Here is a 16483-nt window from a genome sequence, read left to right as displayed (position 1 = left end):
GTCTACATTTTATCCATTTTTAACGTTTATGTCCAGTTGGTGTCACTACTACGTTTGCTGACGCCCCACTGCGTTAAGGCGTTAAGGTCGGCGTCGGCAGCGGCCCGGACGGGGCCGGACTGGTTTGGGCCTCCGCGTCACCACCCGGGCCGGTGATGGTGATGTTATTCACGTCGTAGGTATTGTTGGCCTCGTTGGATTCAACTACCACGTTGAACGGATCAGCCCAGGCCGTAAAAATATGTGTGCCGGGAGAAGTAGTGCAATCTCCGGTCAAAACATAACTCTGGCCGGCCCCAAACCAAGACCCCTGCACGCCCCAATTACAGATATAGTTTGCAAAGTTGCCATCTGCATACACCGCCACGTGGAAGTTGTTGCCAAAAGCTACCGGAACGGCAGACTGATTGGTAACAGTTACCTCTACGGCCGCATTGCCGCCGCCGGTGGGCGTCACCGTCATGCCGGAGACTATCAGGTCGGGCGCAGGAACGCCGGTTTTGACGATCAGGGGCAGGTAGATGCCGCCGCCAACAGCGGGCACGTTGATGGTAATTGTGTAAGTATCGTCGCTGGGGGTGGCGTTGCCGGCGCGGTCGTAGGCAACAACCGTCCAGGTATAATCATCATCTGCCAGATTGGCGGGTGGAGTAAACACCGGGGTATTGGTGACGTAAATGGTGGGAATGCCGCCGCTGTTGGTGATGATCAAGGTGTAAGTGACCGGCCCGGACAGGATATCTATTGACGAGTTCCAACTGAACATCGGCCGCGCCGTGGTGGTAATGACCGCGCCGTTGGGGGGTGAAATCAAGGAGAAAGCGGTGGGCGGGGTGAGGTCCACCGTTACCTGCCAGGTATCGGTGTAACCCAGGGTGCGGCTGTAGGCGTCTATGGCCTGCATGGTCCAGGTGTATACGCCCTCGCCGGGCAACGCCGGGGTATGGGTAGTGGCCGGGGCCAGCACGTCGTAATAGAGAACGCCGCTCACGTTGAGGGTATACGTGACCGTATCGGCGGAGGGCGACCAGACAAAGGGCACGTTGACGGTGTTGAGGTAGCTCAGGTTGGGCGGACTGATCAGGGTGGGGCGCTCCGGCGGCCCGTAATCAATCAAGGCTGTGTCGCTGGCGGTCACAAAAATGCCTGTGCCGGGCACAAGGCCGGTCACTACCGCGGTATTGATCACGTCCACCGTACTGGTCAAGGTAACGTTGCATTCGTAGCTTGTGCTAAGCCCGGGGCCTAAAGCGAGCACGTTATCGCAAGCAGGGGCCACCACGTCGGTGACGGTAATGGGCGAGAGGGCCACGTCGCCGGTGTTGGTCACGTAAATGGTGAAGGTGACGGGTTGGCCGCTATACCCCACCTGGCTGTCGGGCGTTTTGGCAATGTCCAGGCCCGGGTTGATGGCGATAACCTGGGCCGTATCGTCATCGGTCACCACCCCGCCAATGAACATCGGCGCGCCGGTGACTATCACGGTATTGGTCAAAGTGCCCGGAACCCCGTTGAGCTGGCAACTGTAAGTATTCGGCGCGTTCGGGGGCAAGGTGGCAATATCCTGGTTACAGCCGGACGCCAGCGGGTCTCTGATCGTCACTCCGGTCAGGGTGATGTCGCCGGTATTGGTGATGGTGATGGTGAAGTTGGCCGTGCCGCCGGTGACAACCTGCTGGCTGTCGGGCGTTTTGCTGATTTGAAGGGAGGGGCTGACCACGTTCACCACGGCTATGTCGGTGCCGGTCACGGTATCGCCCACAAAGGGCACGGCAGTGATCACTACGGTATTGGTGAAATCAGCGGTAACGCCGCCTGCGGCGCACGTATAATCCCACACCCCGCCGGTGACGGGCAAGATGCTGTTGTAGATGGTCATACAAGCGGGCACGGCAATATCCGTTACCGTGATGGGCGCTTGCAGGGCTATATCGCCGGTATTGCTGAAACGGATGGTGAAGGTGACCGTATCTCCATAGCGCGCAAATTGGTTGTCCGGGGTTTTGCTGATGGTGATGTCCGGCTCCACCACATTCACAGAGGCGTTGGCCGTGTCGGTTACGGTACCGCCGCCGATGGTGGGCGTGCCGGTGGCCACCACCGTGTTGGTAAAGTCGGCGGTTAAGGAGAGGTTGCAGGTATAGCTGAAGGGTTGGCCGGGGACCAGAGTGGTGGTTCTATCGCACAGGCCGCCGGCAATGGCGGTATCGGAAACCGCCACGGTCAGGGTGATGTCGCCGGTATTGGTGACGCTAATGGTGAAGGTAACCGGATCGCCGCTTTGAACATCTTGGTTGGTGGGCAGTTTGCTGATTTCAATGTCCGGGCCAATCACTTCCACGTAGGCCGTATCTGTTTGGCTCACCGTGCTGCTTAGCGGCGACAGGCCGCCTGCTACGGCGGTATTGGTGAAGTCCACTGTAGCCTGGGGCAAAACGCAACTGTAGGGAATGATGGCTTGGCCCGCCAACAAACTGCCCAGGTTGCGGTTACAATCGGGCACAAGCGGATCGCTGACCGTCACTGGGTTCAGGGTCACGTCGCCGGTATTGGTCACGTAAATGGTGAAGGTCACCGGGTCGTTGTAGATCACGGTCTGGGTGTCGGGTGTTTTGGCAATCTGGAGAGACGGGCTGATCACTGTTACCAGGGCGCTGGCCGTTTCGGTGACCATACTACCGCCAACTGTGGCCGTGCCGGTGGCCGCGATGGTATTGGTGAAGGAGGCCGTCACGTTGGCCACGGAGCAGGTATAGGTGTCGGTCAGGCCGGGGGATAGGCTGGCGGTGTGGTCACAGGCAGGATAGTTTGTATCAGAAATAGCCACGGTCAGGGTAAGGTCGCCGGTGTTGGTAATGTAAATGGTGAAGGTGACGGCATCATTGTATTGCACCATCTGGCTGCCTGGCAGTTTGGCCAACTCAAGATCAGGCAGCAGCACGTCTACGTAAGCCGTATCTTCATCGCCGATATCGGGGCCGGCGGGTGGAGTGGCCGTAACCACGGCCGTGTTGGTCAAATCAACTGTGGCCGTAATTGCGCAAGTGCCAACGTTATAGGCTCCGCCGGGCAGGCTACCGATGAACCTGTTACAGGCCGGCGCTTGCGGGTCGGTGACGATCACGTTGGTCAGGGGCGCTGTGCCGGTGTTGGTGACAATAATGGTAAAGGTGACCGGCGTGTTAAAAGCGGCGGTTTGGGTGTACGGCAATTTGGCAATTTGAATGGCGGGCGTAATCACGGTTACGTAGGCCGAGGCGCTATGGGTGACCACTGCGCCGCCAATCTCCGGCGTGCCGGTGGCGGTGGCGATGTTGGTGAAGTCGGCGGTAACGCCGGGTTCCGCGCAGGTGTAAAAGTCGCTGTCGCCGGGGGCTAGGGGGCCTAAAGCGCTGCCGTCACAATTAGCCACCCGCGGGTCGCCCACGGTGACGGTGGTCAGGGTGATGTCGCCGGTATTGGTCACGATGATAGTGAAGTCGGCCTGAAGTCCGCTTTGCATCGCCTGGGTGAGGGGCAGTTTGCTTATCTCGATGTCGGGCGTAACCACCGTGACAACGGCTATGGCCGTGTCCGTGGCCACCAGGCCGCCAATCTCGGGCGTGCCGGTGGCGATGGCCGTGTTGGTGAAGGTGGAGGTGGCGTTAGTGAAAACGCAAGTGTAACTTCGACTTTCGCCCAGGCCAACGTTATTGAACACTTGGCCGTCGCAATCCGGCGCTAACGGGTCGGCGATGGTGACGGTAGTGAGCGTGATGCTGCCGGTATTGGTGAGGTAAAGGGTAAAGGTCGCCGCGCCGCCGGAGCGGATAAATTGATTGGCCGGCGTTTTGAGCAGGCTCACGTCGGCCAGCGGCGCAATAAGCGTGACCGGCGCGGTATGGGTAATAACGGTTGAGGTCAGGCTATAAGTGGCTGTGACAGCCCGGTTGTAATAAGTGCCTACGGTCAGGGCTGTGGTAGCCGTAAAAGAGAGCGTGGCCGCGCCGTCGGCACTCCAGGTACGGCCCGGCACCACCACGTTGGTAAAGTAAGTGGTGGGGATGAAACCTGACGGCAGCAGATCGGTGAAGGCTACGGTGGCAATGCCGTTGCCGCTGTTAGTGAGAACGACGGTATAGGTTACTACCTGGCCAACGGCGGTGGTGGTGGGGTCAACCGTTTTGTGCAGGCTGATGACGTTGGTTGAGGTGACGGCCGTGGTCAGCGCGCCCGACGCCGTTCCGGCCATATTTCCGGCCGTAACCATGTAGGTATTGGTCAAAATAGTTTGCGCCGCCAGCGGGCTGGTGACGCGCACCGAGGCCGTCACCTGGAGCGAGTCGCCCGGCCAGAGGGCATTGTTTAACTGCCAGCGCAGCAAATTGCCGGTATAGGTGTACGTGCCTGTGGCCGGCGACTCAAAGCCCATAGATTGGTAAACCACGTTAGCGGGCAGCGTATCACTGATCACCATATTTAAGGCCGGGCCGGGAGCTGTGGCCTGGTTGGTGATGGTGATGGTGTAGGTGAGGTAGCCGCCGGCCTGCGCCGGGTTGTTACTGGCGCGTTTGGTGGCGATGAGCATGGCCGGGGCGCTCACCGTAACCGTGACCGGCGCGCCGATTGCCGGATTTGGCGCGCCGCCGCCGTTAATTTGGTAAACGTTATTGACAATGGCGGTATTGTCGGTGAGGGAGCGGGTAACGGTGACCACGTAAGTAAATGAAATGGCGCCGCCGTTGCTGATGACCACCGTATCCGTCACCCACTGCACGGCAGGGGTGGTGGTTACGGGCGAGCCGGTGGCGGCAACAAAGTGGGTGTACGTGGGCAATTGGTCGGTGACGGTGTAGTAACCACTGGAGTCCAGATCGCCGTTGTTGCTGATGGTAAGGGTGTAGGTCAGGTACGCGCCGGGCTGAACCGGGCCGGGGGGATTGACCGTTTTGCCGATTTGCCATTGGGGGCTGCTAACGTTGATTTGGTCCGTTACGCCGGCGCTAACGTTGTTGGAAGCGGCCGTAATTACGGTCAGCCAGCTTTGGCCTTCGGCCCCGGCCGGGACGGTGTAAGTGACGATGACCGGGCGGCTTTCGCCGGGGCTTAGGGAAATAGGGTAGGGGGGCGTTTGGGCAAAGGCAATAGCCCAGGGCCGGTTGGTGGTGTAGGTAATGGTGAACACGTCGGAGAACTCGCCGGTGTTTTGCAGGGTGTGGCTGATGACCACGGTGGAAGGGGCCACCGTAAAGGTGACCACGTTGGGTGTGAAGAGCACGCCGGGTATTTGAAGGCGTTCATCCGCGCCAATGTCGAACATGCCCGGGCCGGGCAAGGGGCGGGGGTCGGAGTCGTAGTCAATGTTCAGGGTGGTGGCCGGGTTGCCTTGATCAATGGCAGGGGAACCTGATTGCAGATGCAGGTCCGGTAAGGCGGCCAACGGGTCAATAAATTGGGGGTTATCAGAGAAGTCGTGAGCGCCTTTTGTAGCTCCCTGAACATCATTGGTTTGGTTGAGGTAGTAGAGGTTGTAATCCAGGTTTGTAGTAGCAAAACCGGCATAAATTGCTCCTCCGCTGGGCGCCGTATTGGTGGCAAAAATGGTGTTGGTGACCAATAACAAATCGCCATCTATATGTATGCCACCGCCGGAAACAGTTGCCTGATTGTTATAGAAAGTGTTATTTTCCAGAATGATTGTGCCGTTAGTATTATAAATTGCGCCGCCTTGGGCTGTCGCTGTGTTGCCGTGCAACATGCAGTTTTGCAATAGTAAGTCACCAACAAAGTTGAATAGGCTACCACCTCTCGTAGCCGAGCCATTAGCTAGGCGAATGGCACTAAGCCTCAAGTTAGCTCCTTCATTGTAGATGTTGCCGCCGGCGTCTTCGCTGCTAGGCCCGCCGCCCAGTCCCGTGGCATCCCCGTTGCGAATGGTCAGCCGGTCAATGGTAATTGGGCCGGTTGTGGCCAGATAGAGGCCGCGCCCCAATCCCTGCGGGTCAATGATGGTTGTATAGGAGATGTGGTTGGGCGCTTGATCCCAGTCATCGGCGTTGTAGCCGCCGCGTAACGTGACCGATTTATCCAGGTAAACGGCCTGGGTAATCACGCCGCCGGCGGTGGCGGTGAAAACATTGGTATACACGCCGCTGCTGATCCAAATCTCGTCGCCGGGCGCGGCCTGGTTGGCCGCTTGCTGCCCGGTGGCGCACGCGCCATATACCAGGTCGGTGCAGTTGTTATTTTCGTCGGAGCCGTTGGCGGCTACATACCGCACGCCGGTGGTGCCGGTGATGGAGGTATGGTCGGCCACGGCATCGTCAACGTTGGGATCGGCCAGCCGATAGGCAACCACGTCTACAATGTCAAGCAGCCCTTTGGCCGGCCAATCCAAAAGCGTTACGCTCACTGTAATGGTGGTGCTCTGATTTGGCCCCAGTTGAAGGGTGGGCGGAGTAACGGTGGGGTTGCTGTAGTCCGGGCTGAGGCTGATGCCAAAGGTATCGGTAACATTGCCCAGGTTGGTGACCACATGGGTGTAAGTAACGGTTTGGCCGGGGGCTGCCGTGCCGGACCGTGACGGCGCAATTTCCACTCCATGAAAGGTGTTAACTGTAGTGGCGTCTACGGCTGTGTCAATGCCGCCGGTCCGGGCCGACGTGGCCTGCAAGACCGAAGTGTTGACCAGGCCGCCGGTTGCGCTGCACGGCACCTCAATCTGGAAGGTGAATTCAAAGGATTGGCCCTCGTCCAAGCTGACGATCAGGGGGTCAATGGGCAGAATGTGATTGTTCCAGGGGGGCGAGTTACTCTGGAGGGTGATGGTGTAGGTGTCTCCCATATTGCCCAGGTTGCTCAACGTGTGAGTGGTGGTAAAAACTTCACAGGGGTCTGCGGTGAAACTACGGTTGGGTTCAAGCGTGAAGGCAATGCGTTGGGGCACTTCATCCCAGCCAATGTCGTAGCCGTTAATTTGAGGGCGCGGTTCACTATCAACGTCAAAGGCAAAGGGGGCGGTAATGGGCGCGCCGGCGTCAATGAGCGGTGATGCTTCGCTGAGCCTTGAATTTGGCAGGCTGAGGTATAAGGGGTTGAGGGATAGGCTGTTGGTTCCGGTGAAAACGTTGCTGTCGGCGGTGCTGGTATTGGTGATGGCCGTATTGCGGTACCAATTGCTATAATCCACATCGGCCGGACCGGCAGTCTGGTAAAGCCCGCCGCCTTCGTTATCAGCCGTGTTCCAGTCAAAAATGCTGTTGCGAATAAAGGTGCTCGCGCTGGCGTTATAAATACCGCCGCCCCGGTCTCCGGCCTGATTTTGCAGCAGGTTGGTGTGCCAGATGTCGGGGCTGCCGCCGGCTATGTAGATACCGCCGCCGTTATCTGTGGCGATATTGTCCCAATAGATAATATTTTGCTGCACCGGGCTGCCGGACGCGTTGTAGAAGCCGCCGCCGTGTTGGGCAGCACTCCAAAAAACAGCCGTATTATACATGACAAAGTTAGAAGCAACGTTGTACAACGCGCCGCCCAGATCAGCCTGGCAGTAATAAACGCGGACGGCCCCATAAAACTCGGGCGTGCCGTTGGCAATGTGAATGCAGCCGCCGGCATCCTGCCCGCCTGAGCCGCCGCCCAAGCCGCCGGCGTCGCCCCGCACAAAGTCAAAGCTATTGAAGTCCGGATTGCCGCCGTCAAAATACAACACCCGTCCCCGGTTGAGCGCGTTCAAAATTGTAGGAGTGCCGTTGGGGTCACGGGGAACACTAAAATCCGGCTGCCAGCCGCCCTGTATGGTCAAGGTTTTGGTGACATAAAGATTTTGGTCGCTTCCTCCCGTATTATTGACCCCGTAGCAGACCCCGGCAATGTCTACGGTGTCTCCCGCCGAACTGAGATTGACCACCTGTTGTGGGCTGCCAAAAATCCCCGGCACCAGGGGATTGGAACTGCGGGCGTAACAACCGCCCAATTCGTAGGCGCCCATGTCAATGTATTGGTGGGTGGGCCGGATGGCGCCGATAAAGTCTTCATCTACCAGGGTGGTCGCCGGGTCGCCGGCGTCTACGGCCGGGGAGATGGGGCTATCATCGGTTGGGTCGGCCGGGTTGGTTAGCTGGAAGTTAAGGCTCATTTCATCCACAAAAAGCGGGTCAACCGAAATGTTGCCGTTTACGCCGGTAGGGTCGGCCATGCCGCCGTAGTTATCGCCGGCAATACTACGGGACACATCGTTGTATTGCAAAGACGGCGCGCCCCCGGCCACGTATACGCCGCCCCCGCTGCCCGCGCCGCCATTGGCCCGGTTCCGATCTACAATTAAGTTACGCAGGTCTGGCGCTCCGGCGGCCACGTATATGCCGCCACCCTGATCGTTAGCAATATTATTGTAGATGGTATTATTCAGCACGGTTGCGCCACTGGGGCTGGCCAGGTAGAAGCCCCCGCCGTCGGCGCCGGCGGTGTTGTGGCGCACAATGTTGTTCCAGATATTGGGCAGGCCGGCGGCTATATAAAGGCCCGCGCCGTCAATGGCAGTATTGTTATAAAACTGATTGATTTCCAGGGTGGGCGCGCCCCCGGCATTGTATAAGCCGCCGCCATTGGTAGCTGTATTGCTGAAAACCACCAGGCGATCTAATTGAGCATTATGCATACTGTATATGCCGCCGCCGTTGGTGGCGGTGTTGCTGTAAATGTTCAATTGTGAAAGGGTAGCGTTGCTGTTGTTGTAAACACCGCCGCCGTCGCCCCCTAGGCCGCCTGCGTCTCCGTTGCGTAGATTCAGGTCTCTAATTCCCGGGGCTACGGTCAGGCCGCCGTCAACGTACAACGCTCGGCCCTGGCCCAGGGGGTCCAGCGTGGTGGGGTAGAGCGCCGGGTTTCGGGCGGCAAAGAGGGGCGAGGTGCTCCAGCCTCCCTGGATGGTCAAGGTTTTGGTAACATAAAGGGTCTGGCGGAAGCCGCCCCTGGTGTTAACGCCGTAGCAGGTGCCGGCAATGTCTACCACGTCGGCATCGGATGTGGCCGCGTCAACCACAATTTGAGGATTGCCGACAATGGTTCTGCCGTTGGGCAAAACCACTCCGCCGTTGAGGCGGGCAAAACAACTACTGATCTCGTCGGCGCCCATGTCAAAACCCTGGTTGCTGGGCCGGAAATCGTCTTCAAAATCTATGTCCAGGGTGGTGGCCGGGTCGCCGGTATCGGCCGCCGGGGAGTTGATACCCAGCAGGTGAAAATTTTCAATAACCGCGTTGACAAAAAGCGGGTCTGCCGAGATATTTCCGTTTGAACCGGTCTGGTCGGTGATGCCGCTGTAGTTGGTGGCTTGGCCGTAAAAGTCGCTGTAGACTACGCCGGCCGAGCCGCCGGCCACGCGCAGGCCCACATTGCCGTTGTTGATTACCAGGGTATTGCTGATTGTCGGCGCGCCTGCGGCAATGTAGAGGCCATCGCCGTTGGAGGCGGCCTGGTTGCCATAAAAGGTGTTATGTTGCAGCAGCGGGCTGCCGGCCGCATTGTAAAAGCCGCCGCCAAAACTGTTGGCCGTATTACTATAAACAAGATTATTCTGGAGGGTCACAGTGGCCGGATTAGCGTTATAAACAGCCGCGCCCTGGTTGGCAAAATTGTTCTTGATGGCGTTGGCCGAGAGCAGCGATGGGCCATTGGCCAGGTAAACAGCGCCGCCAGTGGTCGCGGTGTTAGAATGAAGGGTGTTGTTGGCCAGGGTGTGGCTGCCATTGGCCAGGTAAACAGCGCCGCCGTTGGTCGCGGTGTTAGAGTAGATGGTGTTATTGGCCAGGGTTTGATCGCCACTGGCCAGGTAAACGGCGCCGCCGTTGGTTGTTTGGTTATTATGCAGCAAACTGTCTACTAAATTCAGAACGCCGCCGGCGTTGTACAACGCGCCGCCGCTGCCGGCCAGCGCCGTATTGCTGTAAAAATTATTGTGGCGAAGGGTCAAATCTCCATTGTAATGATAAAGGGCGCCGCCGGCCGCCGGGCCGCCGCCTAAAGTGGCGTTGCCGTTGATAATGTTAAAGTTTTCAATGGTTACGGTAGCGTTTGTGACCAGCAGGGGCCGGCCCAAGGTTACGGCATCCAGGGTGGCGTAGTTGTTGGGGTTGTAGCTTTGCAATTGCCGCAAAACCGGATTCCACGTCCAACCACCCTGCAAGGTGATGTTTTTGGTCACATGCACGGTTTGGGTGAAGGTGGTAGCGCCGAGGGTGAGCGGGTGCACTCCCTGGCAGATGCCGGCTACGCGGACGGTGTCGGGGATTGAGGCGGAGGCCACATCTACGGCGCGCTGCACGTTGCCGTATATTACGGTTGGGTTGCTGGCCAAACTGGCGTAACAACCGGCCAGTTCGTCGGCGCCTATATCAAAACCCTGGTTGCTGGGACGGGGGTCTAGATCAATGTCTTCCATCAGGGATACGGTGGGGTCGGCCACGTCAATGGCCGGCGAGCCGCCCTGCAAGTGGAAGTCGGCAGCGCCAGGGTTGGCAAACTGCGGGTTGCCGGTGATGTTGTTTGCGCCGGCTGCGCCAACCAGTTCAGGAGCGCTATTATTCCAGGTGTCGTTATAATTGAATGAAGCCACGCCGGCGTTGTACAACGCTCCGCCGTCACCGGCGCTGTTTTGGGCAAAGATATTGCTGCGCACGTCCAGGCCGGTGGTGCTGCTGTTGGCATTGTAAACGGCTCCGCCCCGGCCGCCGCCGTTGGCCTGGTTGCGGTAAAAGGTGTTATGCAACACAGTGGCGCTGATGGCCGTATTGAACAGGCCGCCGCCATTGCCGCCGGATACGGTATTGGTATAAACAAAGTTATTGAACAAGGCTAACGCCCCGCTGCTGTTGTAAATACCGCCGCCGCCGGTGGCCGCCAGGTTGTTGTAAATCCGGTTGCGCTCAATTGTGGGCGCGCCGCTGCTGTTGAAAAAGCCGCCGCCCTGGGTGGCCGCCGTATTGTTATAGATCTGGTTGTTTTGCAACGCGGCGTTGCCGCCGTTATTGAACACGCCGCCGCCTTGCCCAGCGTCATTATTGTAAATCTGGTTATTGCGGAGGGTAGCATTGCTATTGAGCAAGTACACTCCGCCGCCGCTGTTTGGCCCGCCGGCTACCGCGGCGTTACCGTTAACGGCGTGGAAGTTTTCTACGGCGGCAGTGGCGCCGCTAATCAACATAGTCCGCCCCAGGCCGCGCGCGTCGAGAATGGTGGGATAAATCAGGGGATTAAGGGCGCTAAAACTGTAATTCCAGCCGCCCTGGAGGGTGATGTTCTTTACAATGTGTACCGTCTGGCTATATGTCTGCCCTCCCCCAAGGTCAAAGGGATGCACGCCTCGGCACGTGCCATGCACCAAAATAGTTTGGCCGGGCGAACTGGCCTCAACGGCCGTTTGGATCACCTGGTAAATGGTCACTCTATCTATGGTGGCCCGGCAGCCCACCAACTCATCCGCGCCTATATCGGGGCCTTGGTCCGCCGGGCGGTCATCGTCGTCAATATCTTTGGTAAGGGTTGAGGCCGGGTTGCCCCGGTCAATCACCAACGAATCGGGGTGCAGGTGAAAGTTGGCAGCGACAACATTCTCAAAGTAGGGGTCTATAGATAGGCTATTTGGGCCGGCGCTCAACCCCACATGGTTTCCGCCGCTGTTTTGGTAAACGTTGTTATAATCATTGTTCACGGTTCCCGCGCTGCGCTGAATACCGCTGCCGGTATGGCTAAAAACAATGGTGCTGGTGATGGCCGTGGTTCCGCCGTTGAGCCAGATGCCGCCGGCGCCGCTGCCGGCCGCATTGTTGTAAAGGGAATTGTGCTCAACGGTGGCCTGGCCGCCGCTGATGTAGAGCGCGCCGGCGCCGCTGCCGGCGGTGTTGCTGTAAACAAAGTTATTTTGCAGGAGCAATAGATTTCCGGCGCTGGCCACCGCCCCGCCTCGCTGCCCGGCGGCATTGTTATAGATTCTGCTTTTGGTGAGAACAAGAGTGGCAGCCAGATTATGGTGGTATAAACCGCCGCCGTTGCCGGTGGCCTGGTTGCCGTGAACCTGGTTATCGCGCACGTATAGGATACCGGCGTGGTTGTATAACCCTCCCCCATTGGTGTCGGCCTGGTTGCTGTGGATTTCACTATTAAGTAAGGTGAGGGTTCCGGCGTTATTGTAGATACCGCCGCCGTTGGTGGCCTGGTTATTGCGGATAATGTTATAGCGCAGCATCGGCGACGCAGCGCCTTCAACATAAACGCCGCCGCCGCCGCCAATACGTTGGCCGCCGCTGAAAGTGAAGTTTTCAATCAGCGGCCGAACACTGCTGCTGTTGCCAATTTGCATCACCCGGCCCTGGCCTCCGGCGTTGATAATAGTGAGAGCCGGGTTCAGGGTTTGGTGACTAAAAGCGTTGTTCCACCCCCCTGTCATGGTAATGGTTTTTAACACCGACAGGTCATATTCGTTATAAGTACCGCTGGCCACATAAACGGTGCTGCCCACGCCTACAACCTGTTCCAAAGCCCGTTTGACCGTTAGACAGGGACGGTTTCGATCGCGGCAGTTGTTGACATTATCCGTAGCCTGGGAATGACTGCTGCTGGCGTACCGGTTGCCGTAAATGGCGTTGGCAGTAGTGGTGTCGGTTACCCCGGCCGATACGCCTGGATAGGTGTTGGAATTGGCCGTTAATTGAAAACGTTCCGTTAAACCGGCCTCGGCCCAGAGGGGCACCGTTACCACTACCATCACCTGGATTGTTTGGCCAGGGCCAAGCGTGACCACGGTTGAAGGCGTCACCAAACTGCCCCACGGTGGGATGCGGTCGCTGACCGGGTTGAGGGTAAAGGTGTCCGTCATCGGGCCGGTGTTGGTCATGCGGTGGGTGTAAGTGATGATGGCCCCGGCGTCAATGTTTTCGGTGTAGTTGGGGGTGAGTTCTACCCCGGGATTGGCGATGATGTCGGCGGCTGTGTCAAATATAGCGCCGTTGCTTTGGGAGGTGGCAGTGATGATAGTGCGGTTGTAGATGCTGGCGGGAATGGGAGCGGTGGGCGTAACAACCATCTCAAAGGATAGGGGAATGCCGGTGGTCAAAACCACCGGCGAACTCAAACCGACCAAGCTTACCGGCCAGCCATCCGTGTTGTGAACGGTAATGATAAAAGTATCGGCATACGAAGGGGTAAAGCCGGTGTTGGTGATGGTGTGGGCAAAGGTGATGGGGTTGTTGGCAATCGAACCGGTATCGGTGACAACGTACGGGCTGTTGATAGACTCGCTGATATCTACGGCGGTATAGAAGAGACTCTCATCCGCCCCAATATCGGCGCGACTGCCCTGGGGGCGCGGGTCATTCTCAAAGTCAATGCTCACCGGCGAAGCGGGTTCGGCTTTATCAACAACCTGCGATCTGGTGAAGTCCAGGTGAAAATCGTTATGGGCCGGATTGGCCAATCCCGGCGGCACAGACAGATCGTTGGGGCCGGCCGGGGTGAGGGGGTTGCCGTAGTTATTGGGGGTATTGCCGTAAAGGTTATTGTAATCCGAGGTAATGCCGCCGAGGGCGGCGCTTTCAATGCCGTTGCCGGCATTGCTGACGACCAGGGTGTTGCGCAGGGTGACCACTGCCCCGGTATTGGCGTAAACGCCTCCACCGCCGCTGCCGGCGGTGTTGCTGTAAATGGTATTGTGTTGCAAAAGGTTGTTGCCGCTGCCGCTGTTATAAACGCCGCCGCCGTAACCGTCTGCTTGATTGCGATAAATAACGTTATTGCGCAGGATGGCGCTGCCGCTGGCGCCCAAGTATACTCCCGCGCCGTTGCCGCCGCCGCCGGTGGCTCGCCCGCCGGTAAGGTACAGGTTTTCAATGGTCACGTTGCCGTTGCCGGTAACGTAAACAACGCGCCCGGTATTGTTGGCGTTTAAGGTGGTGCGGTAGTTGGGTTCAAGCCAATTGGTAACGGTGTAACCGCCCTGCAAGGTTAGCCCCTTGTTGATGGAAACGGATTGGGTGAGCACGCACTCCCCGGCCACCTGCACCGTGCCGCCCGCCGCGGCGTTGTTTACGGCGGTTTGCACATTGGTGTAAACCTGCCCGCCGACAATGCGAGCGTAACAAGGACTGCCCAGGATGGTGTACTCGTCGGCCCCGCGGTCAAAGCCGCTGCCAAAGGGACAGCCTTCGCCTTGAAAATCTATTTCTGCGGTGGAGTCCGTACCGGAATTGATGGCCGGTGAGCCGGGGGACAACTCTAAATTGTAACTTTGCGGAGCAATAAAGAGGGGGTCGGAGATGCGGTTATTAGTGCCAATGGTGGTGGGATCAATGGTGAGGCTGATATTGCCGAGATGATCCGGATAATTATTAAAAAAATCATTGTAGATCAAACTTATACTAGTATTACTGAAGATGCCGCCGCCTCTTGTTCCCGCGGTGTTACTGATGATAAGATTGTTGGTCATCGGCACTGTCACATTAGCGGCCAGAAGACCCCCGCCGTATGTGGCGGCGGCATTATCATATATCGTATTATTTTCAAGTTTTACGTTACCGCCAATAATTTGTATTCCACCGCCGTTTACGTTGCAAGAGTTGGTATAAATAAGGTTGCTTTTTAGGGTAACATTGCCGTTAAGGATGTATATCCCCCCGCCAACAGTGCTGACACGATTGCTAAAAACTTTGTTGGCTTCAACCGTCACACTACCCGAACGAACAGCGAGTCCGCCTCCATTGGAGGCTGTATTTGAAAAAATCTGGTTTCCGCGCAGAATCAAAATAGCGGCATTGCTGGCTTCTCCATTGGCAATGCCGCCGCCGTCCCCCCCGCCGTTATTACCGTAGATTTTATTGTTTTCTAGCGTTAAAGTGCCCAGTTGATTGTAAATGCCTGCCCCTGGCCCCGTACTGCCGCCGGTCAGGTGAAAGCCGGTTACGTGCGCCACAACGCTGCTGTTATTAATATGGATGACTCTGCCTGAACTGGGCCTAATAGTAGTCTGGTTAGTTTCAGGATCGGCCGCCAACCAATCTGTGCTGCTAAAGCCGCCCTTTAACGTTAAACTGCGATTGATTGAGAGCGATTCGATATAAGTGCCGGTTGCCGCCCGGATTTCGTCATCGTTGTTTGCTTGATTGATAGCTTGTTGAATGGTAGCGCACGGGTTATGAGCCAGGGTGCATGTATTGGCGCCACCTTGGTCATCGCCCAGGGGGGGCGGGGCAACATAGCGTATTTTGCCGATCGCCTGTAATGGGGAAGGTGAGCCTAATAAAGCCAGGAATGTACCTGAAAGCATACACAGCGCCAATAAAAAAACCAACCCAAAATGTACCAAACAAGGCATAAAAGTTTTGGATTGGTTTTGTTTCTTAGTGTTAAACTGACTCCAAGTGGCATCAGAGGTGGGTATTATAGAACTTGGTTCTTGCATGAAAATCCCTCAAGTTTTTATCTCAGTTATTGCAAGAGCCTGTCACTAGACAGTGTCGAATTAACATAAAATCCCCATAAGGGGATGGGTTAAGGATGAGCAAATTTTGGGTAAAATCCCTTTTGCCTTACACTAAAAGAAGGGTTTTACCCAAAATCTGCACTCCTGCCGGCAGAGCCGTTACCAATTCATTAAACTTTAATAACTGCCTGTTATGCTACCTTGAGAACCGGCAGACACCGTGAAATTTCCACCACTGGGGGCGGGATCAACCACAACTAAGCAGTTTGTCTGCGCTGAACAACTGGCTTGCCCTGATCCACCTCCATCTATTTGGACGGTAACTGTTGCTGCTTCAGCTACTTGTACCGTCACATGTAACTGATACGGTCCTACTCCCGCTCCGCCTATATCTACGGGGGCAGCGCTGATAATGGAAATAGTGCCGCACGTCCCCGGCTTCAGCACATTGGCTACTCTACAAAAAGCCTGATTAATAGCCGGGCCTAACTGCAACAAAATAGCAATTACCACAATGGCAACCAGCACCAGGATAAGGGCATATTCTACCAGCCCCTGGCCTTCTTCACGTTTAAAAAATTGATTGAACATCATCATGTCAATTGGGGGAGTACCATCAGAGCGAGGCACCTGATGGCAATCCCTCCCTCCTTTCTGTGGGGGTTTGAAATATATGATAACTTGACCGATAAATCAAAGCACAAGAACTAACCTATTATAGCATAAAATAGTTTGAATTTGGTTGGAAATGTTAACAAATTTACATTTAATTTGCCAAAGTATCCTAGGGTAATTGTCCTATATCCGGTCACAAACACGTCAAATGAAAAAAATGCAGGCGTTAAGCCTATTTTCTCCCACTACAAAGTCTACACCATCAAAAAAAAGATATGGCCTGTTGCCGGCGATGAGAAAAGTTTAAGAAGATTAAGAAGCCCAAAATTTGTAAGCGTAAAGGGCTGGGGACATACCGTAGGGGGAAAAGGGACAAAATAGCTTCGTAAAAAGGTAAAAAACAGGCTTGTGGCATGC

The 16483-nt window shown here is 56.6% G+C and carries 1 protein-coding gene and 1 pseudogene; both read right to left on the bottom strand.

All coding sequences use genetic code 11. The annotated features are described in order from the left end of the window. Positions 1-73: 73 nt before the first annotated feature. Positions 74-15295 (bottom strand): DUF11 domain-containing protein, encoded by a 15222-nt coding sequence (locus JW953_16645; protein MBN1994328.1) that lies wholly within the window; start codon positions 15293-15295, stop codon positions 74-76. Positions 15296-15892: 597 nt separating this feature from the next. Next, positions 15893-16042: pseudogene (locus tag JW953_16640) on the bottom strand (Flp family type IVb pilin). Between the last annotated feature and the right edge of the window lie 441 nt (positions 16043-16483).

Source organism: Anaerolineae bacterium (genome assembly GCA_016931895.1).
GTDB lineage: Bacteria > Chloroflexota > Anaerolineae > 4572-78 > J111 > JAFGNV01.
Note: the sequence above shows the minus strand (reverse complement) of the source record. Positions and strands in the feature narration are given on the sequence as shown.